The following is a 26,367-nucleotide window of genomic DNA, read 5'->3' as shown; positions in this document are numbered from 1 at the left end:
TCGGGACCGGATCTGCACCGGGTTCTGCGATGAGTTTCCGTTCTGACACGTCCGCAACGCTAGGACGGCTCCCGCCAGGCGTCTTGTACGTTCTTGCGCTCGCGCTGGTAGGCGCCGGGCGGTACGCCGACGATTCGGCTGAAGTGCCGGTTCAGGTGGGGCTGGTCCGTGAAGCCGACGGCGAGCGCGGCCTCGGCGGGTGAGACGCCGGCGTCCAGCATCCGGCGGGCGCGCCGCACGCGCGCGTCGGTCAGCCAGGTGTGCGGCGGCATCCCGTAGGTGTCCCGGAACGCCCGCAGCAGGGCGAACGGGCCGGTGCCCAGGTCGCCGGCGAGCTTCTCCAGGCTGGGCGGCTCGGCCATGCGCAGTTCGAGCACCTCACGCGCGCGTGCCGCGACGCGGGCGCCCGCCGACCGCACCTCGCGCTGCGGCAGCGGACCTCCGTTCGAGCGCAGCAGCCGCGTCACGGCGACCCGCAGCAGGGTGTCGGCGGCCAGCGCGTTGCCCTCGTCGGCGGCCCGCAGCACCTGGTGCACCAGGGACACCGCGTACGGATCGTCCAGCACGGGCCGTACGAACCCGGGTGTGCCCTTGATCGCGGTCGTCTCGGCGGCGATCTCGGCGACGACCTGCGGGGAGGGGTAGACGGCCCCGTACCGCCAGCCCTCGGGGACGCCCGCCCGTCCGGTGTGCGGGGTGTCCGGGTTGACCAGGGCGAGGGTGCCGGCCCCGGCGTACTGGTCGGCGCCCCGGTGGTGGAAGACCTCCACGCCGTCGGCGATGGCGGCGATCACGAAGTGCTCGTGGGTGTGCCGGACGAACGCCTTGCGGATGTAGTGGGCGCGCAGCAGGTCGACGTCGGGCAGCTCGGCGTACCGCCAGTGTCGCGCCCTCTCTCCCTGCCCCGCCATGTCTCCATTGTCCGTGACCTGCGGTGCTCCCTCGCCCGCACCCCGGCCGACGCACCCTCCGCCCCGCACGCCCGTGGGACAAAACGGACCGCCCGCGGTCCCGGCTCGGCGGCGTTCGCCCAGGTCAGGCGTATTGTCAGTGCCCGGGTGCAGGATGGATGCATGGTCAGCGATCCGCAGCGAGCCCTCGACGGCTTCTCCCCCGCGACCCGTGGCTGGTTCACGGGTGCCTTCTCCGCGCCCACCGCGGCGCAGGCGGGCGCGTGGCAGGCCATCCACGAGGGCTCGGACGTGCTGGTCGTGGCCCCCACCGGTTCCGGCAAGACCCTGGCCGCGTTCCTCGCCGCCCTGGACCAGCTGGCCTCCACTCCCCCTCCGGCCGATCCGAAGAAGCGCTGCCGGGTCCTGTACGTCTCACCGCTGAAGGCCCTCGCCGTCGACGTGGAGCGCAATCTGCGCAGCCCGCTGACCGGCATCCGCCAGGAGTCCGTCCGCCTCGGCCTGCCCGAGCCGGAGATCAAGGTCGGCATCCGCTCCGGCGACACCCCGGCTGCCGAGCGGCGGGCCCTGTCGACCCGGCCCCCGGACATCCTGATCACCACGCCCGAGTCCCTGTTCCTCATGCTGACGTCGGCGGCCCGTGACGCGCTGACCGGCATCGACACGGTGATCCTGGACGAGGTGCACGCCGTGGCCGGCACCAAGCGCGGCGCCCATCTCGCGCTCAGCCTGGAGCGCCTGGACGAGCTCCTGCCGAAGCCGGCGCGGCGGATCGGCCTGTCCGCGACCGTCCGCCCCGTCGACGAGATCGCGCGCTATCTCTCCCCGCAGCGCAAGGTGGAGATCGTCCAGCCGGCGTCGGGCAAGGAGTTCGACCTGTCGGTCGTCGTCCCCGTCGAGGACCTGGGCGAGCTGGGCGGCTCCCCGGTGGCCGACGGCTCCGAGGGCAAGGAGCGCCCCTCGATCTGGCCGCATGTCGAGGAGCGGATCACCGACCTCGTCCAGTCGCACCGCTCCACGATCGTCTTCGCCAACTCCCGCCGGCTCGCGGAGCGCCTGTGCAACCGCCTGAACGAGATCGCCTACGAGCGGGCCACCGGCGAGACCCTGGACGAGCACCACTCCCCGGCGGAGCTGATGGGCGGCTCCGGCGCCGCCCATGGCGCGCCCGCGGTCATCGCCCGCGCGCACCACGGCTCGGTCTCCAAGGAGCAGCGCGCCCTGGTGGAGGAGGACCTCAAGGCGGGCCGTCTGCCCGCGGTCGTCGCCACTTCCAGCCTCGAGCTGGGCATCGACATGGGCGCGGTGGACCTCGTCGTCCAGGTCGAGTCGCCGCCGTCCGTGGCCTCCGGCCTGCAGCGCGTGGGCCGCGCGGGGCACCAGGTCGGTGCCGTCTCCACCGGCGTGGTCTTCCCGAAGTACCGGGGCGACCTCGTCCAGGCCGCCGTGGTCACCGAGCGCATGCGCACCGGCGCCATCGAGTCCCTGCGCGTCCCGGCGAACCCGCTGGACGTCCTCGCGCAGCAACTGGTCGCCATGACGGCCATGGACACCTGGCAGGTCGACGACCTCCTCGCGCTGGTCCGCCGGGCCGCCCCCTTCGCGTCGTTGCCCGAGTCGGCGTTCACGGCGGTCCTCGACATGCTCGCGGGCCGCTATCCGTCCGACGCCTTCGCGGAGCTGCGCCCGCGGGTGGTGTGGGACCGGGTCGCCGGCACCATCACCGGCCGTCCTGGCGCCCAGCGCCTCGCCGTCACCTCCGGCGGCACCATCCCCGACCGGGGCCTGTTCGGGGTGTTCCTCGCCGGGTCCGACCCGAAGAAGGGCGGCGGCCGGGTCGGCGAGCTGGACGAGGAGATGGTCTACGAGTCCCGTGTCGGCGACGTCTTCACGCTCGGCACCAGCTCGTGGCGGATCGAGGACATCACACGGGACCGCGTCCTGGTCTCCCCCGCTCCGGGCGTGCCGGGCCGGCTGCCGTTCTGGAAGGGCGACCAGCTGGGCCGCCCGCTGGAGCTGGGCCGCGCGGTGGGCGCGTTCCTGCGCGAGGTCGGTTCGCTGTCCAAGGAGGACGCCCGGCTGCGCCTGGTCACCGCCGGCCTGGACGCCTGGGCCGCGGACAACGTGCTGTCGTACCTGGACGAGCAGCGCGAGGCGTGCGGTCACATCCCCGACGACCGCACGATCGTCGTCGAGCGTTTCCGTGACGAGCTGGGCGACTGGCGTGTGGTCGTGCACTCCCCGTTCGGCGCGCAGGTCCACGCCCCCTGGGCCCTGGCCCTCGGCGCGAAGCTGTCCGAGCGCTACGGCATGGACGCGCAGGTCATGCACGCCGACGACGGCATCGTGCTGCGGCTGCCGGACGCCGACCTGATGGGCCTGGACCTCCTGGACCAGGAGCCCGGGAAGGCCGGGCGGGAGTACGACTCCGACCAGGCGCCGGTGGGTGCGGCGGACGTCGTCTTCGACAAGGGCGACGTCGACCAGGTCGTCACCGACCAGGTGGGCGGCTCGGCGCTGTTCGCGTCCCGCTTCCGCGAGTGCGCGGCGCGCGCCCTGCTGCTGCCGCGCCGCAACCCCGGCAGGCGCACCCCCCTGTGGCAGCAGCGTCAGCGCGCCGCGCAACTGCTGGAGGTGGCGAGCGAGTTCGGTTCGTTCCCGATCGTCCTGGAGGCCGTCCGCGAGTGCCTCCAGGACGTCTTCGACGTCCCCGGGCTCGTGGAGCTGATGGGCGACCTGGAGGCCCGCAAGGTGCGGCTGGTCGAGGTCACGACCCCCGAGCCGTCCCCCTTCGCCCGCTCCCTCCTCTTCGGGTACGTCGCCCAGTTCCTCTACGAGGGGGACTCGCCGCTCGCCGAGCGCCGCGCCGCCGCCCTGTCGCTCGACTCACGGCTGCTGGCCGAGCTGCTCGGACAGGCGGAGCTGCGCGAGCTGCTGGACGCCGAGGTGCTGACCGAGCTGGAGCGCGAGCTGCAGTGGCTCACCGAGGACCGCCGGATCAAGGACGTCGAGGGCGTCGCGGACCTCCTGCGCCTCCTCGGACCGCTCACGGACGCCGAGCTGGCCGAGCGGGGCGCGGAGCCGGCCTGGGCGCAGGAGCTGGCCGGCGCCCGCAGGGCCATCAAGGTGCGGATCGGCGGCGCCGACCACTGGGCGGCGATCGAGGACGCGGGCCGGCTGCGCGACGCGCTGGGCACGGCCCTGCCCGTCGGCGTCCCGGAGGCCTTCACCGAGCCGGTCAAGGATCCGCTCGGCGACCTCCTCGCGCGCTACGCCCGCACCCACGGCCCGTTCACATCGGCCACGGCGGCGGCCCGGTTCGGCCTGGGCGTGGCGATCACCGACGGCGCGCTGCAGCGGCTGGCCGCGAGCGGGCGTGTGGTGCAGGGGGAGTTCCATCCGGCCGGCATCGGTCAGGAGTGGTGCGACGCCACGGTGCTGCGCCGGTTGCGCCGCCGCTCCCTCGCGGCGCTCCGGCATGAGCTGGAGCCGGTGCCGCCGGGCGCCCTCGCCCAGTTCCTGCCGCAGTGGCAGCACATCGGCAAGGGGCACGGCCTGCGCGGTATCGACGGACTGGTCCGCGCCATCGAGCAGTTGCAGGGCGCGTCCGTGCCCGCGTCAGCGCTGGAGAAGCTCGTCCTGCCGTCCCGGGTCGCCGGCTACCAGCCCGCCATGCTCGACGAACTCACCGCCGCCGGCGAGGTCGTATGGGCCGGGGCGGGCTCACTGCCGGGCAAGGACGGCTGGGTCTCCCTCTACATGGCGGACACGGCCCCGCTGCTGCTGCCGCAGCCCCATCCCCTGGAGCTGACGGCGCTCCACCAGTCGATTCTGGACACCCTGTCCGGCGGCTACGGCCTGTTCTTCCGTCAGATCGCCGACCAGATCCGCGCCACCACCCACCCGGAGGCCACGGATCCGCAGCTCGCCGACGCCCTCTGGGACCTGGCCTGGTCGGGCCGGCTGACGAACGACACGCTCGCGCCTCTGCGCTCCCTGCTGGGCTCGGGCCGCACCGCCGGGTCCACGGCCCATCGCGCCAAGCGCACCGTCCCGCGCGGCCGTTACGGCTCACTGACCGCCGCCGCCCGCACCGCGTCCCGCACCGGCCCGCCGACCGTCGCCGGCCGCTGGTCCCTGCTGCCGGAGCCCGAACCGGATGCGACCGTGCGGGCGCACGCCCTGGCCCGCACCCTCCTGGACCGGCACGGCGTGGTGACGCGTGGCGCGGTCGCCGCCGAGGGCGTCGAGGGCGGCTTCTCGGCGACGTACCGCGTCCTGGCCGCCTTCGAGGAGAGCGGCCAGGCCCGCCGCGGCTATGTCGTGGAGGGGCTGGGCGCCGCGCAGTTCGCGATGGACGGCGCGGTGGACCGGCTGCGCGCGGTGTCCAACGCCCGCGACCGCGGCGAGGACCTGCCCGGCCCGCCCACCCCGGGCACGGACGGCTCCGGCGGCACCCCGGGGGACACGGACGGCGCCCTGTCCTACGACATCCCCGACCTCGACCACGACTTCCTCGACGCGCACCTGGACCGGCTCAAGCCGGACGAGTACGTCTCACCCCTGGACCGCGCGGCCGACAACCGCCGCCCGCCCGGCGGCCCGTGGCAGAACGGCGCTCCGGCCCGCCGCAACCGCCCCGCCCCGGGCAGCCGGGCCGTCGTCCTCGCCGCCGCCGACCCGGCGAACGCGTACGGCGCCGCCCTCCCCTGGCCCGAGCCGCCCACCGGCGCCGGGCACAAGCCGGGCCGCAAGGCGGGCTCCCTCGTGGTCCTCGTGGACGGTGAGCTCACCCTCTACATGGAGCGCGGTGGTAAGACCCTGCTCGCCTGGCCGTCCTCCCCGGACACCGAGCCCGCCGACGACCCCCGTCTGCGGGCCGCCGCCGAAGCCCTGGCGACCGCCGCCCAGGCGGGTTCGCTCGGCACGGTCACGGTGGAGCGGGTGAACGGCGAACAGGCCCTGACGTCCCCCGTGGGCACGCTCCTGGAGGCGGCGGGCTTCATCGCGACCCCGAGAGGCCTCCGCCTCCGTGCCTGAGCCCAGCCGTGCCCCCAGGAAGACTCCGCCTCCGTGCCTGACCCCGCCCTCTCCCCCGCCCCAGCTCACCGCCGAGCTCCCCGCCCCCTCATGTCACCCTTGAGACATGCCCGAAGGTGACACGGTCTGGCAATCCGCGAAGCGGCTCCACACCGCCCTCGCGGGCCGTGTGCTGGCCCTGAGCGACTTCCGGGTGCCGAAGTTCGCCCTGGTCGACCTGGCGGGCCGTACCGTCCTGGACGTCACCGCCCGAGGCAAGCACCTCCTCACCCGGGTCGAGGGCGGGGTCACGATCCACTCGCACCTCGGCATGGAGGGCTCCTGGCGGATCTTCGCCGACGAACAGCGCTGGACGGGCGGCCCCGTCCACCAGATCCGAGCCGTCCTGACCACCACCCCCGACCCGGCCGCGTCCGCCCCCGAGGCGCGCCCGGCCCGTACGGCCGTCGGGTACCGCCTCCCCGTCCTGGAGGTCCTGCGCACCACGGAGGAGGACACCGTGGTCGGGCACCTCGGCCCCGACCTCCTGGGCCCCGACTGGGACCCGGACCGCGCCCTGGCCAACCTGCTCGCCGACCCCGACCGCGCGCTCGGCGAGGCCCTGCTGGACCAGCGCAATCTCGCCGGCGTCGGCAACGTCTACAAGAGCGAGATCTGCTTCCTGCTGCGCGTCACCCCCTGGCTGCCGGTCGGCGCGCTCCCCGCCGAGCACACCGCCCAACTGCCCCTGCTCACCAAGAAGCTCCTGGAGGCCAACCGCGACCGCCCGGTCCGCAAGACCACGGGCCTGCGCGGCCAGGACCTCTTCGTGTACGGCCGCGCGAGACGCCCCTGCACGCGCTGCGGCACCCGGATCCGCGTGGCGCAGCAGGGCGACGGCTCCCGCGAACGCCCCACGTACTGGTGCCCCAACTGCCAGGCGGGCCCCGCTCCTACCGGCACGACCCGCCTTGGAGACCAGGCCCGCCCAAGCAGTTGACGGCCCGTCAGAAACGCCCCTACGGTCCCCTCATGCCCGTCACGGCGTACGACCTCACCGGACGCACCGCCTTCGTCACCGGCGCCGCAGGAGGCATCGGCCGCGCCTCGGCCGTCCTGCTCGCGCAAGCAGGCGCCACCGTGCACTGCGCCGACCGCGACGCAAAGGGCCTGCACGAGACGGCGGACCTGATCAAAGCCGACGGGGGCATCGCCCGCACCCATCACCTCGACGTCACGGACCGCACTGCCCTCCACCAGGCCGTCGCCTCTTGCGAACGGCTGGACGTGATGGCCGCGATCGCGGGGATCATGCACAGCAGCCCCGTCCTGGAGACCCGTGACGAGGACCTGGACCGCGTGCTGAGCGTCAACTTCAAGGGCGTTCTGTACGCCTGTCAGGAGGCGGCCCGCGCCATGCTCGACCGGCGGATCGCCGGCAGCATCGTCACGATGGCCTCGGGCGCCGTGGACACCGGAGCACCCGGCCTGCTCTGCTACGGCGTCGCCAAGGCGGCGGTGGTCCAGCTGACGAGGACCCTCGCGACGGAGCTGGGCCCGCACGGCATCCGTGTGAACGCGGTCGCTCCGGGCTGGATCCGCACCCCGATGACCGAACGGCACGACGACGCCGTACAGGCGCGGACGGAGTCGTCCATGGCCCGTATGTCACCGCTGGGCCGGGTCGGCGAACCGGAGGACGTCGCCCACACGGCGCTCCATCTGGCGTCCGACGCCTCGTCGTTCACCACGGGACAGATCCTGCGCCCGAACGGCGGCGTAGCGATGCCGTGGTAGCGCACACCCCGCGCACCTCGCATTGCGCCGCGCCCCGCGCACCCCCGTACGCCTCCCTCACACGCCCTACGCCCTCTCCACAGGCCCCGCAGACCCCGCGCGCCGCCCCACCCTCCCCGCCCGCCAAGCCCGCACCCACTGCCGCGCATCCACGGTCCCGTCCGCCTGCTCCTTCGACTCGCAGTGCACCGGCAGCAGGCTCAGCCCCCAGCCGCCGGCGGCGACGGCCGCCTCCAGCGCTCCCGCGCCCGGCGCGCACACGAGCCGCACGACGGCCCACCACCACAGCGCCCCGCCCGCGAGGGCCACCCCCCAGCGCGCCATGGGCCGTGCCATGCGCTCACCTCCAGCCCGGCGCCGGATCCAGCCCCGACAGAGGCACACCGACGGCCCGAGCGCACGGCGCCGGCGACCTGGTCACCGCGCGTCATGCGCCGTCACACATCCACCCTGACCGGCGCGGAGCACCTCGGCAAGCGCACCCCGACGGCTCACGGGAGCCCGGACAGCACGAAACCCCGACCCGCACTCTCCAGATCCGACTGGAGGAGCCCTGGCCGGGGCCTCACACACACCTAGCGCATGGTCAGTTCACACGCACGGGTGGCACCGTCACGCGGCGACGACGTCGACCGCTTCGGACGGCGCCTTGATGGTCACCCGTTCCGGTGGCACACCGGTCACCGATACGGAACCCAGCATCGGACGCACCGACGTGGGTACAGGCTCGTTGGGGGTGGCCGCAGCAGACTGGGCCAGCTCGGCGAGGGCGAGCTCATCGCTCACTTCCCGCATGAGCTCGGACATCCGTACGTCCAGCGCGTCGCAGATCGCGGCGAGCAGCTCGGAGGAAGCCTCCTTCTGCCCCCGCTCCACCTCGGAGAGATAGCCGAGTGAGACTCGGGCGGACGAGGAGACTTCGCGCAGAGTACGGCCCTGGCGCTGGCGCTGCCGACGCAGCACGTCACCCAGCAGGCGACGGAGCAGAATCATCGGTGGCTCCCTCCTCGGACCGCGTAGCCGCATCCTTCTCGCCCCACCGTACCGCCTTGCGCCGCGGCCGTGCGGGGAGCGATGTCGTGTTCACTCAGGGCTGCAAACATCAAAACCCCCCGTTCCGTTCCGTATCCTGTGCCCGCTCATTCCCACTGTCTTCGCCCGCCAGCTCCCTCAGAAGCAGTGCGAGCACGCTCCGTACACTCTCCATACGAATTTCCGCCCGGCCGCCGTTCAACCGCAGGGCCTCCACTTTTCCGCCACCGGCGGAACCGGAATCCGGGCGGACCGGCCCGTCGACGGCCACGAAGACGGTGCCCACGGGCTGTCCGTCCTGCGGGTCCGGCCCGGCCACACCGGTCGTGGCGATGCCCCAGTCGGCTCCCAGCGCCTTGCGCACACCGGCCGCCATCTGGGCAGCGACCTGCGGATCCACCGCTCCGCGCTGCTCCAGCAACGTGGCGTCCACGCCGAGCAGCCGGTGCTTGAGCTCGGTGGCGTAGGCCGTCACCGATCCGCGGAAGACCTTCGACGCTCCCGGAACGCCGGTGATGTCCGCCGCGACCAGGCCGCCGGTCAGCGACTCGGCGACGGCAAGGGTCTCGCCCTTCACCGTGAGTAGTCGCACGACGTCCTCGGCGCGAGAGTTCACGCTTCGGTCTCCTCCAACGCTGCCCTGCGCTCCGCGATTCCCTGCCGCCGCAGCACAATGGCCTGTCTCACATAGTCCAGCCCGGTCACCACCGTCAGCACGACGGCGGCGGCCATCACCCACCAGCGCAGCGTCGCCAGCCAGCCCGTCAGCGCCAGGATGTACATGCCGACGGCCACGCCCTGCGTGAGCGTCTTCAGCTTGCCGCCGCGGCTCGCCGGGATGACGCCGTACCGGATGACGATGAAACGCAGCAGGGTGATCCCGAGTTCCCGGCCGAGGATCACACCCGTGACCCACCAGGGCAGGTCGCCGAGGGCGGACAGGCAGATGAGGGCCGCCCCCATGATCGCCTTGTCGGCGATGGGATCCGCGATCTTGCCGAAGTCGGTGACCAGGTCGTACGCCCGCGCGAGATGCCCGTCGAACAGGTCGGTGATCATGGCGATGGCGAAGGCGGCCCAGGCGAACGAGCGCCAGGCGGGGTCGTAACCGCCGTCGGCCAGCATCAGCATGACGAACGCCGGCACCAGGAGCAGCCGGAGCATGGTCAGCAGATTGGCGATGTTCCAGACGCTGGCCTGGTTGACGGCCGCGGCCGCGATCTTGCCACCGCGCACGGGCCGGGCGTCGCCCTCGGCACCCTGGTCGGCACCCGCGGGCCGGGCCGCACCGGCCTTGGACGCACCCGTCGGGTTCGCCTTCCCCGTCGTACCCACCGCGCTCACCTTGCCCGTCGCACCCGCCGGGGAGGGGCCGCCCGCGGCGGACGCCGGAACTCCGGTCATCTGCCCGCCTCCTCACTACACGACAACGCGCCGTCGAGAGGTTCGGCCACCAGGTCGACGCCTTCGGTGCCGACCACCTTCGCCTCGACCATACGACCGATGCTCAGGCCCGCGCCGCTCGTGAGCAGCACCTGGCCGTCCGTCTCCGGCGCCTGGTGCGCGCCCCGCCCGTACACGCCGTCCTCGTCGATGGACTCGACCAGCACATGCACGGTCTCGCCGAGACGGTCCTCGGCGCGCTGCGAGACCAGCTCCTCGGCCAGCCGGGACACCCGGGCCAGCCGCTCGGCGACGACGTCCTCGGGCAGCTTGCGGTCGTAGCCGGCGGCCTCGGTGCCCTCCTCGTCGGAGTAGCCGAAGACGCCGATCGCGTCGAGCCGGGCGCCGTTCAGGAAGCGCTCCAGCTCGGCGAGGTCGGCCTCGGTCTCGCCGGGGAAGCCCACGATGAAGTTGGAGCGCACACCGGCCTGGGGCGCCTTGGCGCGGATGGTGTCCAGCAGCTCCAGGAAGCGGTCGGTGTCGCCGAAGCGGCGCATCGCGCGCAGCACGTCGGGCGCGGAGTGCTGGAAGGAGAGGTCGAAGTAGGGGGCGACCTTCGGCGTCGACGTGAGGACGTCGATCAGACCGGGCCGCATCTCGGCCGGCTGCAGATAGCTGACGCGGACCCGCTCGAGGCCGTCGACCTCGGCGAGCTCGGGCAGCAGGGACTCCAGCAGACGGATGTCACCGAGGTCCTTGCCGTACGAGGTGTTGTTCTCGGAGACCAGCATGATCTCCTTGACGCCCTGCTCGGCGAGCCACCGCGTCTCGTTCAGCACGTCGCTCGGGCGGCGCGAGATGAAGGAGCCGCGGAAGGACGGGATGGCGCAGAAGGAGCAGCGCCGGTCGCAGCCGGATGCGAGCTTCACCGAGGCGACGGGGGCGCCGTCGAGGCGGCGGCGCAGGGGCGCGCGCGGCCCGGAGGCCGGGGCGAGCCCGTCCGGAAGGTCGACGGGGGCGTGTCCGGGCAGTGCGACACCGGCCGCGGACTCCTGCCGCTCGGCCGGGCTGATCGGCAGCAGCTTGCGCCGGTCGCGCGGGGTGTGGGCGGCGTGGATGCCGCCGGACAGGATGGTCTGCAGGCGGTCGGAGATGTCGGCGTAGTCGTCGAAGCCAAGCACGCCGTCGGCCTCGGGAAGGGCCTCGGCGAGGTCCTTGCCGTACCGCTCGGCCATGCAGCCCACCGCCACGACGGCCTGGGTTCTCCCGTGGCCCTTGAGATCGTTGGCCTCCAGGAGGGCGTCGACGGAGTCCTTCTTGGCGGCGTCGACGAAGCCGCAGGTGTTGACGACGGCGACGTCCGCGTCGGCGGCGTCCTCCACGAGGTCCCAGCCGTCCGCCTCCAAGCGGCCTGCGAGCTCCTCCGAGTCCACCTCGTTGCGGGCGCAGCCAAGAGTGACCAGTGCGACGGTACGGCGTTCAGGCATGGGCTCAAGACTACTTTGTCTCAGTGACAGCCCACGTCGACGGGGTTGGCCGATCCCGGCCGCCCCCGTCCGCGGCGCTCCCGCCGGTCCGACCTAGCCGGCCTGCGGGTCGCCCTTCGTGTAGGTCAGGCGCTCCACGGCGCCCGGCTGCCAGTCGTCCTCGATCTTCTTGCCGTTGACGTACAGGTCGATCGCGCCGGCGTCGCCGAGGACCAGGTTGATCTTCTCGCTGTCCTGGAAGGTCTTGGTGGCGCCCTGCTTGAGCAGGCCGTCGAAGAGCAGCCGGCCGTTGTGGTCCTTGGCGGCGACCCAGCTGCGTCCGTCCGCGGCGCTGACCTGCACGGTCACCTTGTCCTGCGGGACGGCGGCGATGGCGCTGTCGGACGGCTCGGGCTTGGTGTCCTTCGGCTTGTCGGTCTTGGGCGTCGGGGTGCCCTTGTCGGCCGACGGCGTGGAGCCGCCCTCGGCGACGGGGGTCTTGCCGCCCTCGTCCTCCCCCTTGAAGGCGGTGAAGCCGACGAACCCGATCACGGCGACGATCGCGGCGACCATGGCCGCGGTCCAGTTCGGCCCACGCCGCTCCGGACGGATGCGCTCCGCCTCGAACAGGGGGGCCGCCGGGGTCGGCGCGGGGCGCCCGCCGTGGGAGGCGTCGTACTGGGCGAGCAGCGGGGCGGGATCGAGGTGGACGGCCTTGGCCAGGGTCCGGATGTGGCCACGGGCGTACACGTCGCCACCACAGGGGGCGAAGTTGTCCGCCTCGATGGCCTGCACGATGGCGATGCGGACCCGGGTGGCGGTACTGACGTCGTCGACGGTCAACCCGGCGTCGAGACGGGCCTGCCGCAGGGCATGGCCGATCGAGGGTCGGGAGTCGTCGGACTCGTCGTCGAACGGACGCTCGTCTTCAGGGGAGTTGCCGATGGACACGGGGGCGCCTTTCGAGCGTTGAGCCACCTGTGCTGGAGGTTCAGTCTAGGGGGGCGACAAAAGGGTGAGGCAAGCGGGCGGTGGGACTTTGTACGCCATCGGTAGGGCCCGACACGCCGATGGCGGCCAAGAGTTTGTCGTTTCGCTCAACTTGACGTACGCCGAAGGGAAACGGTTGCTCAATGATCCCCTACGGGTGAGTCACGATCAGGCATCGACTCATCGCCTACCCGACCCGCTCCCCGCCAAGGGTTCGCTTTCCCGTGGGGGACACATTCAAGCCTCCCCGCGGATCACCGCGAGCACGCCGTCCAGCTCGTCGGCCTTCACGAGGACGTCACGCGCCTTCGACCCCTCGCTCGGGCCCACAATGCCCCGCGACTCCATGAGGTCCATCAGGCGCCCCGCCTTGGCGAACCCGACCCGCAGCTTGCGCTGGAGCATGGACGTCGAGCCGAACTGCGTGGACACCACGAGTTCCGCCGCCTGGCACAGCAGGTCGAGGTCGTCGCCGATCTCCTCGTCGATCTCCTTCTTCTGCTTGGTCCCGACGACCACGTCGTCCCGGAAGACGGGTGCCATCTGGTCCTTGCAGTGCCGGACGACCGCCGCGACCTCCTCCTCGGTCACGAAGGCGCCCTGCATACGGGTCGGCTTGTTCGCGCCCATCGGCAGGAACAGGCCGTCGCCCTTGCCGATGAGCTTCTCGGCGCCCGGCTGGTCGAGGATCACGCGGGAGTCGGCGAGGGAGGACGTGGCGAAGGCGAGCCGCGAGGGCACGTTCGCCTTGATCAGACCGGTGACGACGTCGACGGACGGCCGCTGCGTGGCGAGCACCAGGTGGATGCCGGCCGCGCGCGCGAGCTGCGTGATGCGGACGATGGCGTCCTCCACGTCCCGCGGCGCGACCATCATCAGGTCGGCGAGCTCGTCCACGATGACCAGCAGATACGGGTAGGGCTGCAGCTCGCGCTCGCTGCCCTCCGGGGCCTTCACCTTGCCGGCGCGGACGGCCTCGTTGAAGTCGTCGATGTGCCGGTAGCCGTACGCCGCCAGGTCGTCGTACCGCAGGTCCATCTCGCGGACGACCCACTGCAGCGCCTCGGCGGCCCGCTTCGGGTTGGTGATGATCGGCGTGATCAGGTGCGGGATGCCCTCGTACGCGGTCAGCTCGACGCGCTTGGGGTCGACGAGGACCATGCGGACGTCCTCGGGGGTCGCGCGGACCATGATCGACGTGATCAGACAGTTGATGCACGAGGACTTGCCGGAACCGGTGGCTCCGGCGACCAGGACGTGCGGCATTTTCGCAAGGTTGGCCATCACGTAGCCGCCCTCGACGTCCTTGCCGAGCGCGACCAGCATCGGGTGGTCGTCCTCGGCGGCGGCCGCGAGCCGCAGCACGTCACCGAGGTTGACCATCTCGCGGTCGGTGTTGGGGATCTCGATGCCGACCGCCGACTTGCCGGGGATCGGGCTGATGATCCGCACGTCCGGGCTGGCGACGGCGTACGCGATGTTCTTTGTCAGCGCGGTGATGCGCTCGACCTTGACGGCCGGGCCCAGCTCGACCTCGTAGCGCGTGACCGTCGGCCCGCGCGTGAAGCCGGTGACACGGGCGTCGACCTTGAACTCGGTGAAGACGGTGGTGAGCGACGCGACGACGGCGTCGTTCGCGGCGCTGCGCGACTTGCCGGGGCCGCCGCGTTCGAGCAGGTCGAGCGACGGCAGCGCGTAGGTGATGTCGCCGGACAGCTGCAGCTGCTCCGCGCGCGGGGGCAGATCACGCACCTCGTCGGGGACGGACACGGCCTTGGTGAGGTCGGGGACCTCGCTCTTGGTGAGATCGGCGGCCTTCGGCTTGGGCAGCCGGTCCTGCTGGGGCCGCGCCGCCGGGACCGGCGTCGGCACGGGCGTGGTCTCCTCGCGGTCACCCACGCTGACGCCCTGGGTGAGGTCGGCGACGATCGGCGAGGGCGGCATCCCGTGCATCACGGCGCCGTCGAGCGCGGCCGCCGCGGCGGCGGCGACGTCCACGGCGTCCATGGGACGGTCCATCTCGGGCTGGGGCACCGCGGAGCGCCTGGGACGCCCGCGGCGCCGCGAGAGGGCCTCCTGCTCGGCGTCCTCGGGGTCGTACGGCTCCCGGGCCCGGCCCCGCTTGCGCCCGCGCGCGGCGGGCAGCGCCTCGCGCCACTGCTCGTCGTAGCGCTCGTCGTCCTCGGTGAAGTCCTCGTCGTCCTCCGGGTCGGGCAGCAGCCCCAGCTTCACCCCGAGCAGCCGCAGCCGCTGCGGGATCGCGTTGACGGGCGTCGCCGTGACCACCAGCAGGCCGAAGATCGTGAGCAGCACGAGCAGCGGGACGGCGAGGACGTCGCCCATGGTGTACGTCAGCGGTGTCGCCGCGCCCCAGCCGATGAGCCCGCCGGCGTCCCTTATGGCCTGCATGCCGGCGCTGCGGGCCGGCGATCCGACGGCGATGTGGACCTGCCCGAGCACGCCGATGAGGAGCGCGGATAGGCCGATGACGATCCGGCCGTTGGCCTCGGGCTTCTCGGGGTGCCGGATGAACCGCACGGCGACGACCGCGAGCAGGATCGGCACCAGCAGGTCGAGCCGGCCGAAGGCGCCGGTCACGATGATCTCGACGAGGTCCCCGACGGGGCCGCGCAGATTGGACCAGGTCCCGGCGGCGACGATCAGGGAGAGGCCGAGCAGCAGCAGGGCGACGCCGTCCTTGCGGTGGGCGGGGTCGAGGTTCTTCGCGCCCTGCCCTATGCCGCGGAACACCGCGCCGACGGCATGCGCGAGCCCGAGCCAGACGGCGCGCACGAGCCGGTACACGCCCCCGGTGGGGCTGGGCGCCGGCTTGGGCGGGGGCGCGGCTTTCCTGGCCGCGGCCTTCTTCGCCGGCGCCTTCTTCGCGGGGGCTTTCCTGGCGGCGGCCTTCTTCGCCGGAGCCTTCGCCGAAGCGGCCGCCTTCTTCGCGGGCGGCTTCTTGGCTGCGGAGGAACGTGAGGCCATGGAGGTGAGGTTACCGGTGGAGGAGACAGTGGACACGTGTGCCCACTGCTTCACCCGTTCGTGTCGCCCGTGCGGAGGCGGTGAACTGACGCCGGCTCACACATCGGGACATAGTGCCACCGGACACCAACGGGGCCCGTCTCGCGGTCAGTTCTGCGACGACACCGACGACGCGCTGCCGGCGCCCGGCTCCAACGCGTCCAGCGCCCGCCGCAGTCCCGTGAGTTTGCGTTCGAGATGGGCCGCGGTGGCCACCGCGGCCGCGTCGGCCGAGTCGTCGTCGAGTTGCTTCGAGAGCGCCTCGGCCTGCTCCTCGACGGCGGCCAGACGCGCGGACAGCTCGGCGAGCAGCCCGGCGGGCTCCTTGGACTCGGCACCGGCGGCCTTGCCGCCGCCGCCCTCCAACTGCAGTCGCAGGAGTGCCGCCTGCTCGCGCAGCTGGCAGTTCTTCATGTAGAGCTCGACGAACACCGAGACCTTCGCCCGCAGCACCCACGGGTCGAACGGCTTCGAGATGTAGTCCACCGCGCCCGCCGCGTATCCACGGAAGGTGTGGTGCGGACCGTGGTTGATCGCGGTGAGGAAGATGATCGGGATGTCCCGGGTCCGTTCCCGTCGCTTGATGTGCGCCGCGGTTTCGAAACCGTCCATTCCCGGCATCTGGACGTCCAGCAGAATGACCGCGAAGTCGTCCGTCAGCAGTGCTTTGAGCGCTTCCTCCCCGGACGATGCCCGCACCAGGGTCTGATCGAGCGCAGAGAGGATCGCCTCCAGCGCCAGCAGATTCTCCGGCCGGTCATCGACCAGGAGGATCTTGGCCTTCTGCACCATGGCCCGCCCTCCTCGCCCCGGCAGTGCACCGGGCTCCGCCCCAGGGGACGGCTCCCTTACGCCGCCCGCCCTCGTGCCGGTCATGGTAGCCGCACCCCGCCTGTCGCCACACCCTGTCACCGCGATGTCACTGTGCACGTAGCAGAAACGTAGCGGGAGACCAGAAGGTTCCCCGAATCCCGCACTTCTACACAGCTTCGAGCACCCTGAGTCAACAAATCCACGGCACCCTGGTTCGTTCCTGTCACTGCTCCCTCATCCACTGGTTCATCACCGTGAGCAGATGATCGGGGTCCACCGGCTTGGTCACGTAGTCCGAGGCGCCCGACTCGATCGCCTTCTCCCGGTCGCCCTTCATGGCCTTCGCGGTGAGCGCGATGATCGGCAGCCCGGCGAACTGCGGCATCCGCCGGATCGCCGTGGTCGTCGCGTACCCGTCCATCTCGGGCATCATGATGTCCATCAGGACGACGGCCACGTCGTCGTGCTGCTCCAGGACCTCGATGCCCTCCCGGCCGTTCTCCGCGTACAGCACCGACAGCCCGTGCTGCTCCAGCACGCTGGTCAGCGCGAAGACGTTGCGGATGTCGTCGTCGACGATCAGGACCTTCTCCCCGCCGAAGCGGATGCCCCGGCGCGACCGGGCCGACGGGCCCTCCTCGGCGACCGCCGGCCGCAGCTCCGGCTGCGTCGGCCGCTGCTCCAGCTCCGCCGCCCGGCGCCGACGCCGGAAGAGCGCCGCGGCGCCGTTCTGGGTCTCCCGGTACGACCGCACCTCGGCCGGCGTCTCGATCTCGGCGTCGGACAGCTCCGACAGATCGGCCGCCGACGCCACCAGGTCACCCGGGTCCAGTGGCGGCAGCTGCTGCTGATACCCCTGCGGAGGCAGTTCGCTGGGGTGCAGAGGCAAATACAGCGTGAACGTCGAGCCGCGGCCCGGTTCGCTCTGCGCGTGGATCTCCCCGCCGAGCAGCTGGGCGATCTCCCGCGAGATCGACAGTCCCAGACCCGTACCGCCGTACTTGCGGCTCGTGGTGCCGTCGGCCTGCTTGAACGCCTCGAAGATCACCCGCATCTTGCTCGCCGCGATCCCGATACCGGTGTCGGTCACCGAGAACGCGATCAGCGGGGCGTCGGCCTCGGCCAGCGACCCCGCCTCCAGCAGCTGCTCCCGGATCGACGGCGGCACATCCGAGCCCGCGGGCCGGATGACCAGCTCGACCGACCCGGAGTCGGTGAACTTCACCGCGTTCGACAGCAGGTTCCGCAGCACCTGCAGCAGCCGCTGCTCGTCCGTGTGCAGCGTCGCCGGCAGCTCCGGCGACACCCGTACGGACAGGTCCAGGCCCTTCTCCGCGGTCAGCGGCCGGAACGTCGCCTCCACGTAGTCGACGAGCTGGACGAGCGCGATCCGCGTCGGCGAGACGTCCATCTTGCCCGCCTCGACCTTCGACAGGTCCAGGATGTCGTTGATCAGCTGGAGCAGGTCGGAACCGGCCCCGTGGATCGTCTCCGCGAACTCGACCTGCTTCGGCGAGAGGTTCCCCTCGGCGTTGTCGGCGAGCAGCTTCGCCAGGATCAGCAGCGAGTTGAGCGGCGTACGCAGCTCGTGCGACATGTTGGCGAGGAACTCGCTCTTGTAGCGCATCGACACCGCGAGCTGCTCGGCGCGCTCCTCCAGGACCTGCCGCGCCTCCTCGATCTCGGTGTTCTTCACCTCGATGTCCCGGTTCTGCTGGGCCAGCAGCTCGGCCTTCTCCTCCAGTTCGGCGTTGGACGCCTGGAGGGCCTTCTGCCGGTTCTCCAACTCCTCCGACCGCTCCCGCAGTTGCTCGGTCAGCTCCTGCGACTGCCGCAGCAGCACCTCGGTCTTGGTGTTGACCGAGATGGTGTTGACGCTCGTCGCGATCATCTCGGCGATCTGGTTGAGGAAGTCCTTCTGGATCTGCGTGAACGGTGTGAACGAGGCCAGCTCGATCACACCGAGCACCTTGCCCTCGAACAGCACCGGCAGCACGATCACCTGCGCGGGCGGCGCCTCGCCGAGCCCGGAGGAGATCTTCAGATAGCCGCTGGGCGCGTTCTCCACCAGGATCGTGCGCTTCTCCAGGGCGGCCGTCCCGATCAGCCCCTCGCCCGGCCGGAACGACGTCGGCATGGACCCCATCGAGTAGGCGTACGACCCCAGCATCCGTAGCTCGTACTGGTCCTCGGCCTCGGCGCTGATGTCCTTGCCGTCCACCAGGGGCATCGCCAGGAAGAACGCGCCGTGCTGCGCGGACACCACCGGCGTCAGCTCGCTCATGATCAGCGAGGCCACGTCCTCCAGGTCCCGGCGGCCCTGCATCAGCGCCGAGATCCGGGCGAGGTTGCCCTTGAGCCAGTCCTGCTCCTTGTTGGCGATCGTGGTGTCGCGCAGGTTGGCGATCATCTTGTTGATGTAGTCCTGCAGCTCCTGGATCTCGCCGGACGCGTCGACGTCGATCTTCAGGTTCAGGTCGCCGCGGGTCACCGCGGTCGCCACGCGCGCGATGGCGCGCACCTGCCGGGTCAGGTTCCCGGCCATCTCGTTCACGGACTCGGTGAGGTCCCGCCAGGTGCCGTCCACGTCACGCACGCGTGCCTGGCCGCCGAGCTGCCCCTCCGTGCCCACCTCGCGGGCGACGCGGGTGACCTCCTCGGCGAACGACGACAGCTGGTCGACCATCGTGTTGATCGTGGTCTTCAGCTCCAGGATCTCGCCCCGGGCGTCGATGTCGATCTTCTTCGTCAGATCGCCCTTGGCGATGGCGGTCGTAACCATGGCGATGTTGCGGACCTGACCGGTCAGGTTCGACGCCATCTGGTTCACGGACTCGGTGAGGTCCTTCCAGGTGCCGGCCACGCCCGGGACGTGCGCCTGCCCGCCCAGGATGCCGTCCGTGCCCACCTCACGGGCCACCTTGGTGACCTGGTCGGCGAACGAACTCAGCGTCTTCACCATCGTGTTGAAGGTGTCCGCGAGCTGCGCGACCTCGCCGCGCGCCTCGATCGTCACCGTCCGCGTCAGATCACCGTTGGCGACGGCGGCCGCGACCTGCGAGATGTTCCGCACCTGCATGGTGAGGTTCTTCGCCATCAGGTTCACATTGCCGCTGAGGTCCTTCCAGATGCCCGTGACACCCGGGACGTGCGCCTGGCCGCCCAGGATGCCCTCGGTGCCCACCTCACGGGCGACCCGGGTCACCTGCTCGGCGAAGGACGACAGCTGGTCCACCATCGTGTTCACCGTCGTCACCAGTTCGAGGATCTCGCCCTTGGCGTCGACAGTGATCTTCTTCGACAGATCGCCCTTGGCGACCGCCGTCGTCACCTCGGCGATCTGGCGCACCTGGATCGTCAGGTTGTTCGCCATGAAGTTCACGGACTGCGTGAGGTCCTTCCAGGTGCCGGAGACACCCTGCACCTCGGCCTGACCGCCCAGCTCGCCCTCGGTGCCCACCTCGCGGGCGACCCTGGTGACCTCCTCCGCGAACGACGACAGCTGGTCCACCATCGTGTTCAGCGTGTTCTTCAGCTCGAGGATCTCCCCGCGCGCGTCCACGGTGATCTTCTGCGAGAGGTCACCGCGCGCCACCGCCGTCGCGACCTGCGCGATGTTGCGCACCTGGGCCGTCAGGTTGCCGGCCATGCCGTTCACGGAGTCCGTGAGGTCCCGCCACACACCGGCGACACCGGGCACCTGCGCCTGACCGCCCAGCCGGCCCTCGGTGCCCACCTCACGGGCCACCCGGGTCACCTGGTCGGCGAAGCCGGAGAGCTGGTCGACCATCGTGTTGATGGTGTTCTTCAGCTCCAGGATCTCGCCGCGCGCGTCGACGTCGATCTTCTGCGAGAGGTCACCGCGCGCCACCGCCGTCGTCACCTGGGCGATCTGCCGCACCTGCGACGTCAGATTCCCGGCCATGAAGTTGACGGAGTCCGTGAGCTCCTTCCAGGTGCCCGACACCCCCGGTACGACGGCCTGACCGCCGAGGCGGCCCTCCGTACCCACGTCACGGGCCATCCGCGTCACCTGGTCGGCGAACGACGACAGCTGGTCCACCATCGTGTTCACGGTGTTCTTCAGCTGGAGCATCTCACCGGAGACGTCCACCGTGACCTTCTGCGACAGATCACCGTTGGCGACCGCCGTCGTCACCTGCGCGATGTTCCTCACCTGTCCGGTGAGGTTGCGGAACGCCGTGTTGACGGAGTCCGTCAGGTCCTTCCACGTCCCCGCGGCCCCCGGCACCTGCGCCTGGCCGCCCAGCTCACCCTCGACACCGACCTCACGGGCGACCCTCGTCACCTCGCTGCCGAACGACGACAGCTGGTCCACCATCCCGTTGACGGTGTTCTTCAGCTCCAGCATCTCGCCGGCCACGTCGACCGTGACCTTCTGCGAGAGGTCACCACTGGCCACCGCGGTCGTGACGGCCGCGATGTCCCTCACCTGAATGGTCAAATTCCGGAACACCGTGTTGACGGAGTCCGTCAGGTCCTTCCACGTGCCGGCCGCGCCCGGCACATTCGCCTGACCGCCGAGCTGCCCCTCCGCGCCGACCTCGTTGGCCACGCGCGTGACCTCGTCCGCGAAGATCCGCAGCGTCTCGGTCATCTGGTTGATCGTGTCCGCGAGCTGGGCGACCTCGCCCCGCGCCGACACCGTCACCTTCTGCGACAGATCACCGTTGGCGACCGCCGTCGTCACCTGTGAGATACCCCGCACCTGGGCCGTCAGGTTCCCGGCCATCAGGTTCACCGAATCGGTGAGGTCCTTCCACACACCCGCCACACCGGGCACCTGCGCCTGCCCGCCGAGCTCACCCTCGGTGCCCACCTCGCGGGCGACGCGCGTCACCTCGGACGAGAACGACGACAGCTGGTCCACCATCGTGTTGACGGTGTTCTTCAGCTCCAGCATCTCGCCGGCCACATGCACCGTGACCTTGCGCGACAGATCGCCCTTGGCCACCGCCGTCGTCACCAGCGCGATGTCCCGCACCTGCGCGGTCAGCCGGTACGCCATGGTGTTCACGGAGTCCGTCAGGTCCTTCCAGGACCCGGACATGCCCCGCACCCGCGCCTGCCCGCCGAGCTTGCCCTCCGTGCCCACCTCGCTGGCCACACGCGTGACCTCGTCGGTGAACGTCGACAGCTGGTCGACCAGATTGTTGACGGTACGGCCGACCTTCAGGAACTCGCCCCGCAGCGGATGCCCCGTGCCGTCCGGCGTCTGCGTCCGCAGCTCCATCCGCGGCGACAGATCACCCTCGGCCACCGCCGACAGCACCCGCCCGACCTCGGAGACCGGCCTGACCAGGTCGTCCACCAGGGCGTTCGAGTTGTCGATCGCGGCCGCCCAGGAGCCCTCACAGGCCCCGGTCTCCAGCCGCTCGGTCAGCTTGCCCTCGCGGCCGACCATCCGGCGCACCCGCGCCAGCTCACCCGTGAGGTGGAGGTTCCGGTCGGCCACCTCGTTGAAGACGGCCGCGATCTCCGACATAACGCCGTCGCCGGACACCGTGAGCCGCTTGCGGAAGTTCCCGTCGCGCATCGACACCAAGGCCGCCAGCAGGCGGTTCAGGGCCGCCGTGTCCACGGCGGTGGTGCCGCCGTGGCTCTTGCGTTCGTTCCTCAGGGACTGTCCGCCTTTCGCGCGCGTCTTAGTGCCCCGCGTCGCTGCGCCAGACTCCACTGTGTCCCTCCCGCAGGGGTCGACCATCACTGTCGTGCTCGGTGCTGCTGCTTCCGCGTACCCGTTGTCCACCGGGTGGCCCGCCCGGACCGACCGGGCCGCCCACGGGCTGCTGCCCACCGGACGCGCCTCGCACTCGGCCTGCCCGGACCTTCATCAGAAGCCTGCCCAGTGTTTCACCCCGGCTGAACCCGGCCATAACAGTTCGGCAGCTTCGCACATCGTCCGCACACCCTCCGGACGGAAACACTGCAGACCGGCATCCGCAGGGACCGCGAAGGTAAGTAACCTTGCATGCGGCTGTCCAGCCGCGCCGGTCCGTCCGGCCTGGGCGGTGGCAGGAGGAGCACGAGCGGGCAACGGAGGGGCAGCCGGACATGACCACCGGACTGATTCCGGGGGCACCGACCCCGGACGGGCCGACGGGCGGACAGATGCCGCACCAGCGGCACGGCCCGGCCCGCCGCGAAGCCCTGCACGTCGACGACCCGACGAGGAGTTCTGTGATCACCGCGCGCGCGGCAGCCAGCTTCGAGCCTGTCGGGCGGTCCGTCGCGAGCGCCCGCTCCTTCGTCCGCGACACCCTCCAGGGCTGGGGCTTCGCCGACATCGTCGACGACGCCGTGGTCCTCACCAGCGAACTGGTGACCAACGCCGTCGTCCACGCGGGCACCTCGGCGGACGTCCTGTGCCTGCGCAGTGAGGACGGCGTACGGATCGAGGTGGCCGACCGCTACCCGGAGCGCGAGATCCCGCTCCAGGGCTCCCCCGTCAACATGGGCAGCCCCGACCGCGAGGGAGGCCGCGGCCTCCAGCTGTGCGCGGCGCTCGCCGGCCACTGGGGCGTCGACTACTCCCCCACGCACAAGCAGGTCTGGTTCCAGCTCGACCTGCCCGAGCGCCCCGTCGGCACCCGCGCCGCCGGACCGTCGCTCCCCCTCGACCTCCTCCCGCTCGCCGACGGCCGCGTCCGCGTCGCCGTGGTCCAGATCGACCGCACCGGCGCCATCTCCTCGTGGAACGAGGACGCCGAGGACCTCTTCGGCTACGCGGCCGAGCAGGTCGTCGGCAAGCCCCTCACCGACTTCGCGGCCTGGCCGCACACCCCGGGCACCAGCACCGGCATCGCCGAGGCCCTCCAGCTCTCCCGCTGGGAGGGCAGCTACGGCATAAGGGGCGCCGACGGCCGCGTCACCCCCGTGTACGCCTCCCACCTCCGCGTCCGCGACGCCGAAGGCGAGCCCTCCACGGTCTGCCTCCTGGTCCGCAACCACGAGCGTGCCGTCCTCCAGACGCCCCTGCGCATGCCGGCCGGCGACGCCGCCTCCGAGTCCTCGAGCACCGACCCGTTCGAGGTGTTCATCGGCTCCCCCGCCCCGGACGACCTCGACGGCCTCCTCCAGCGCACCGTGGAGCGCGCCCGCGACATGCTCGACGGCGACTCCGCCTTCCTGCTGCTCGCCACCGACGACGAGACGGAACTGGAGGTCCGCGCCTCCACCGGCCTGCCCTCCGCCCGTCAGCGCTTCGCCCGCGTCCCGGTCGAGGCCGGCCCCGGCCGCTACGGCTCCGCCCGGATGCCCGCCGTCCACGAGGACCTCACGATGGTGCCCGGCGCCGTCCCCCTGCTGCGCGGCACCGGCATGCGCTCCGTCGTCACGGTCCCCCTCAAGGTCGAGGGCCGCCTCACCGGCTCCCTCGGCGTCGCCGCGGAGGCACCCGGCCGCTACTCCAACGAGGAGGCCCTGCGTCTCCAGTTCGCCGCCGACCGCATCGCCCTGGCCGTCGAGTCCGCACGCCTCGGCGAGCTCGAACGCCTGCGCAGAGGCTCCCTCAGCTTCCTCGTCGAGGCGTCCGACCTGCTCGCCGGCACCCTGGACCGCGACCAGACCTTGGCGCTCATGGCCCAGATGACGGTCCCGACCCTCGCCACCTGGTGCGCGGTCTACACGATCGCCGACCAGGCTTCCGAGCCGTACCTGTCGTACGTCCTGCACGAGGACGAGGAACTCATCGACGGCATCAAGTCGTTGCTGTCGAAGATCCCCCCGCCGGACCCGGTGCCCACCCCCGGCGCCCGCGTCTGGTCCGCCCCCGCCGAGTCGGCGCACCAGGCCGCCCTGCGCACGTCCATGCGCAGCCTCGGCCTCGGCGAACCCGTCGGCCGCGTCAGCGCGGGCATCGGCCCGACCCTCGCCACGGCCTCCGCCGTCGGCGGCGAGACGGTGGTCCTGCCCCTGGTCGCCCGCAACCGCGTCATCGGCATGCTGACGCTGGGCAAGCCGACCGACGAGCACTTCCGCCAGGAGATCCTCGAACTCGCCGAGGACCTGAGCCGACGGGCCGCCCTCGCCCTGGACAACGCCCGCCTCTACTCCGAGCGCACGGCCATCAGCCAGTCCCTCCAGCGCAGCCTCCTGCCGCCGGAGCTCCCGCAGATCGACGGCGTCGAGGTCGAGGTCATCTACCGCGCGGCCGGCGAGGGCAACGAGGTCGGCGGCGACTTCTACGACCTCTTCCCCATCAGCGACGGCGCCTACGGTTTCGCCATCGGCGACGTCTGCGGCACCGGCCCCAACGCCGCCGCGGTCACCGGCCTCGCCCGGCACGCCCTGCGCCTGCTCGCCCGCGAGGGCCTCAGCGGCCCCGCGGTACTGGAGCGCCTGAACTCCGCGATCCTCGACGAGGGCGCCCGCAGCCGCTTCCTGACCCTCCTCTACGGCGAGATGCGGCCGCAGGAGGACGGCAGCGCGGAGCTGAAGGTGGTCTGCGCCGGCCACCCGCTCCCGCTCCGCCTGCGCCAGGACGGCACCGTCGAACCGGCCGCCGAACCCCAGCCGCTCCTGGGCGTCATGGAGGACCTGGAGCTTTACGAGCAGACGGTCACCCTCGACCCGGGCGACGTCCTGTTGTGCGTCACCGACGGCGTCACCGAACGCCGCGAGGGCACCCGCATGCTGGGCGACGACGGCCTCGCCGACGTCCTCACCACCTGCACGGGCCTGACGGCCGGCGCGGTCGCGGCCCGCATCATGCGCGCGGTCGAACGCTTCGCCTCCGACGCCCCGTCCGACGACATGGCGATCCTGGCGATGCGCGTTCCCGGAATCCACCAGGACTGAGGGAGCAGGAAAGAAGGGCATGAAAAAGGCCCCGCCCGAAGGGGCGGGGCCTTTCCAGTGGAGCCCCCAAACGGAATCGAACCGTTGACCTTCTCCTTACCATGGAGACGCTCTACCGACTGAGCTATAGGGGCCGGCTGCCTTGCGGGGTTTCCCTCGCGGCAACGAAAGAGATCGTACCCCGAACGCGCCCGTGCTCCCAAATTCCGTCAGAAGGCCGGCTGAAGCAGTCCACCGAGCGCATTGCAGGCCGCCACCACACGCTGCAGGTCCCGCTTGGTGAGGGCGACGTCGACCGGCAGCGCCAAGGTCTCGTCGGCCGCCCGCTCGGTCTCGGGCAGGGCTACACACCGCCGGTACGCGGGCAGCCGATGCACCGGCGTCTTCACCGGCACCCAGCACCCAACTCCCTTGTGCTGCAAGGCCCGTGAGAACGCGTCCCGATCAGGCCGCCCGTTCCCCGGCACCCGCACCACATACTGCTGATACGTGTGCCCGTCACCCCCGTCGGGCGTCAGCACACCCTTCAACTTGGCGTCCAGATAAGCCGCCCGCTCCCGGCGCCGCGCGACCTCATCGTACGGCACCTCGGACTCCCCTTGCTCCAGGACCAGCAGCCCACGCCGCTGCCCAACTCCCCGCAACCGCGCGACATCTGCAAGGCGCCCGAAGCGGTGTACGACGACGACAGCGGCCGTCCGCGGCCCGACCACGGCGTCCACGGCAGCGGCGTCCAGGCAGTACGTCACCGGATCGATGTCGGCGAACACCGGCAGCGCACCCGTCAGTACGACGGCCTCGGCGACCTCGACGTTCCCGAAGGCCGGTACGACGACCTCGTCACCGACACCTATGCCAGCGGCCCGGAGCATTGCGGCAATACCCATGCCTTGAATGCTGCGCGCGGCACGTGAACGCCAGATGAAGGGCAACAAAAAAGGGCTGGACCCGAAACCTAAGTTTCGAATCCAGCCCTCTAATAATTGTTCGGCGGTGTCCTACTCTCCCACAGGGTCCCCCCTGCAGTACCATCGGCGCTGTAAGGCTTAGCTTCCGGGTTCGGAATGTAACCGGGCGTTTCCCTCACGCTATGACCACCGAAACACTATGAA

15 protein-coding genes, 1 tRNA gene and 1 rRNA gene are annotated in these 26,367 nt (G+C 71.4%); 4 read left to right on the top strand and 13 right to left on the bottom strand.

The features are described 5' to 3' along the window. Positions 1-59: 59 nt before the first annotated feature. Positions 60-911, bottom strand: a complete 852-nt coding sequence (locus KBY32_RS25815) for an AraC family transcriptional regulator (protein WP_210981817.1) — start codon at positions 909-911, stop codon at positions 60-62. A gap of 162 nt (positions 912-1,073) precedes the next feature. Between KBY32_RS25815 and KBY32_RS25810 the strand changes: the two genes are divergently transcribed. From KBY32_RS25810 to KBY32_RS25800, 3 genes are all read left to right on the top strand, one after another. Continuing rightward, complete coding sequence (locus tag KBY32_RS25810) at positions 1,074-5,951, top strand: ATP-dependent helicase (RefSeq protein WP_210981816.1); 4,878 nt, start codon at positions 1,074-1,076, stop codon at positions 5,949-5,951. A gap of 106 nt (positions 5,952-6,057) precedes the next feature. After that, positions 6,058-6,930: an Fpg/Nei family DNA glycosylase gene (locus KBY32_RS25805; RefSeq protein WP_210981815.1), complete on the top strand. Its 873-nt coding sequence runs from the start codon at positions 6,058-6,060 to the stop codon at positions 6,928-6,930. A gap of 32 nt (positions 6,931-6,962) precedes the next feature. Beyond that, entirely contained in the window at positions 6,963-7,727 is a 765-nt protein-coding gene (locus tag KBY32_RS25800; RefSeq protein WP_210981814.1) for an SDR family NAD(P)-dependent oxidoreductase, read from the top strand. Between the two features lie 66 nt (positions 7,728-7,793). Here the strand turns inward: KBY32_RS25800 and KBY32_RS25795 are convergent, their stop codons facing one another. The 9 genes from KBY32_RS25795 to KBY32_RS25755 all read right to left on the bottom strand — a co-directional run bounded on the left by KBY32_RS25795 (position 7,794) and on the right by KBY32_RS25755 (position 22,133). Beyond that, positions 7,794-8,063 (bottom strand): hypothetical protein, encoded by a 270-nt coding sequence (locus KBY32_RS25795; RefSeq protein WP_210981813.1) that lies wholly within the window; start codon positions 8,061-8,063, stop codon positions 7,794-7,796. 276 nt (positions 8,064-8,339) lie between these two features. Then, complete coding sequence (locus KBY32_RS25790; protein ID WP_210981812.1) at positions 8,340-8,720, bottom strand: helix-turn-helix domain-containing protein; 381 nt, start codon at positions 8,718-8,720, stop codon at positions 8,340-8,342. A gap of 109 nt (positions 8,721-8,829) precedes the next feature. Then, entirely contained in the window at positions 8,830-9,375 is a 546-nt protein-coding gene (locus tag KBY32_RS25785) for a CinA family protein (RefSeq protein WP_210981811.1), read from the bottom strand. Then, positions 9,372-10,163: a CDP-diacylglycerol--glycerol-3-phosphate 3-phosphatidyltransferase gene (pgsA, locus tag KBY32_RS25780; RefSeq protein WP_115509273.1), complete on the bottom strand. Its 792-nt coding sequence runs from the start codon at positions 10,161-10,163 to the stop codon at positions 9,372-9,374. The genes KBY32_RS25785 and pgsA overlap by 4 nt, the downstream gene beginning before the upstream one ends. Further along, positions 10,160-11,629, bottom strand: a complete 1,470-nt coding sequence (rimO, locus tag KBY32_RS25775; RefSeq protein WP_210981810.1) for a 30S ribosomal protein S12 methylthiotransferase RimO — start codon at positions 11,627-11,629, stop codon at positions 10,160-10,162. The genes pgsA and rimO overlap by 4 nt, the downstream gene beginning before the upstream one ends. A gap of 93 nt (positions 11,630-11,722) precedes the next feature. After that, positions 11,723-12,559: a RodZ domain-containing protein gene (locus KBY32_RS25770; RefSeq protein ID WP_210981809.1), complete on the bottom strand. Its 837-nt coding sequence runs from the start codon at positions 12,557-12,559 to the stop codon at positions 11,723-11,725. A gap of 276 nt (positions 12,560-12,835) precedes the next feature. Further along, positions 12,836-15,583: a DNA translocase FtsK gene (locus tag KBY32_RS25765; RefSeq protein ID WP_247690014.1), complete on the bottom strand. Its 2,748-nt coding sequence runs from the start codon at positions 15,581-15,583 to the stop codon at positions 12,836-12,838. A gap of 147 nt (positions 15,584-15,730) precedes the next feature. Beyond that, positions 15,731-16,414 carry a two-component system response regulator gene (locus KBY32_RS25760; RefSeq protein ID WP_055622167.1) on the bottom strand — a complete coding sequence of 228 codons (684 nt, stop codon included), beginning with the start codon at positions 16,412-16,414 and terminating at the stop codon, positions 15,731-15,733. Positions 16,415-16,658: 244 nt separating this feature from the next. Beyond that, positions 16,659-22,133 carry a HAMP domain-containing protein gene (locus KBY32_RS25755; RefSeq protein WP_210981807.1) on the bottom strand — a complete coding sequence of 1,825 codons (5,475 nt, stop codon included), beginning with the start codon at positions 22,131-22,133 and terminating at the stop codon, positions 16,659-16,661. Between the two features lie 377 nt (positions 22,134-22,510). On the opposite strand from KBY32_RS25755, the gene KBY32_RS25750 reads away from it, so the two are divergent. After that, a complete protein-coding gene (locus KBY32_RS25750) occupies positions 22,511-25,255 on the top strand; it encodes a SpoIIE family protein phosphatase (RefSeq protein WP_115509277.1) in 2,745 nt (914 codons plus the stop codon). Between the two features lie 58 nt (positions 25,256-25,313). Here KBY32_RS25750 and KBY32_RS25745 read toward each other — a convergent pair. The 3 genes from KBY32_RS25745 to rrf all read right to left on the bottom strand — a co-directional run bounded on the left by KBY32_RS25745 (position 25,314) and on the right by rrf (position 26,357). Beyond that, positions 25,314-25,389 (bottom strand) — tRNA-Thr (locus KBY32_RS25745). Positions 25,390-25,464: 75 nt separating this feature from the next. Beyond that, positions 25,465-26,127 carry a DegT/DnrJ/EryC1/StrS family aminotransferase gene (locus KBY32_RS25740; RefSeq protein WP_210981930.1) on the bottom strand — a complete coding sequence of 221 codons (663 nt, stop codon included), beginning with the start codon at positions 26,125-26,127 and terminating at the stop codon, positions 25,465-25,467. A gap of 113 nt (positions 26,128-26,240) precedes the next feature. Beyond that, positions 26,241-26,357: ribosomal RNA gene (gene rrf / locus KBY32_RS25735) — 5S ribosomal RNA — on the bottom strand. Positions 26,358-26,367 lie beyond the last annotated feature (10 nt).

This window comes from Streptomyces sp. RK62 (assembly GCF_018070255.1).
Classification (GTDB): Bacteria; Actinomycetota; Actinomycetes; order Streptomycetales; family Streptomycetaceae; genus Streptomyces; species Streptomyces nigra.
Note: the sequence above shows the minus strand (reverse complement) of the source record. Positions and strands in the feature narration are given on the sequence as shown.